This window comes from Vibrio sp. 378 (assembly GCF_033339435.1).
On record NZ_JAWOUO010000182.1, the window covers coordinates 1 to 1,012 of the forward strand.

The following is a 1,012-nucleotide window of genomic DNA, read 5'->3' on the forward strand; positions in this document are numbered from 1 at the left end:
TAACCCCGCGTTTAGCGATGGGAACCAACCTTACGCCAGCCACTCGATAACCAACGCCAGAATAACCAACTCCGCTGATGGTCGATGCCACAGATTGCACCACAGAAGCCGAGCCCGGTTGTTCATTCACTCGGGTTTTGAAGTCACCGCCACACAGCGCATTGCTTTTGAAGTAACCATACGTCCCGGACACAGAGTTACGCCCAAACAACTGCAAGTTGCGCTTCGCCCATTCGGCTTTTAAACCTAGTTGCTGCCAGTTAGTGATGAACTGACTTTCTCCACAACGCAACGTAGCGGAAAACATCGCGTCCAATTGATTAAAGTTCAAACCTTGAATGGGATTGTCTTGATGCACAAAAATACCAATAGCATCAATAGCAACGCGCAATGCTGTAGGTTTGTAACCATGCTGTCGCTCAAACGCTTCGATTTCTTTCAAACGCATCGGGCGGCTCATTGGACCAAACTGCGCCGTTTGCTCTGTTAAAGCAGGTGGCGCAGTTGACGAGCCTGAAGCTTGAACTTGCGCGTTGATGTTCGGGTAAATGGATTTAAACTCTTCCACCCAAAGTGTGGTCATCCCCGCCAAAGTGTCTGAGCCTACCGAAAGCAAATTACCAACAATGCCAGTGGTTTTATGGTAGTTCGGTAATGGCTTATCTTGAGCAACCGCCATACTCGAACAAATAAGCGCGATACAAGCGATGACTTTACTGACTCGACGTCCCATTATTTCACCACCAAACGACTTGGAAGTACGAACGAGAACTTACTGCCTACACCGACTTCACTTTGAATTTCCAGGTGTGAGTCATGATGGCTCAACGCATGTTTCACAATTGCCAATCCTAAACCACTGCCACCCGTATCGCGTGAACGTGCTTTATCAACTCGGTAGAAACGCTCAGTCAGTCGATGCAAGTGTTGTGGCTCAATACCATCACCACTGTCTTCAACTTCAAGGCACGCACCTTGTGCGGTTTGATACCAACGAACATGAATATTGGCT

The 1,012-nt window shown here is 48.1% G+C and carries 2 protein-coding genes; both read right to left on the reverse strand.

The window, feature by feature from the left end; genetic code table 11:
- Positions 1 to 733 (reverse strand): substrate-binding domain-containing protein (locus R7Q48_RS25000; RefSeq protein WP_318132816.1); only part of this gene is annotated, 733 nt, incomplete at its 3' end.
- A partial coding sequence (locus R7Q48_RS25005; RefSeq protein ID WP_318132817.1) for an ATP-binding protein occupies positions 733 to 1,012 on the reverse strand: 280 nt, incomplete at its 5' end. The genes R7Q48_RS25000 and R7Q48_RS25005, both read right to left, overlap by 1 nt.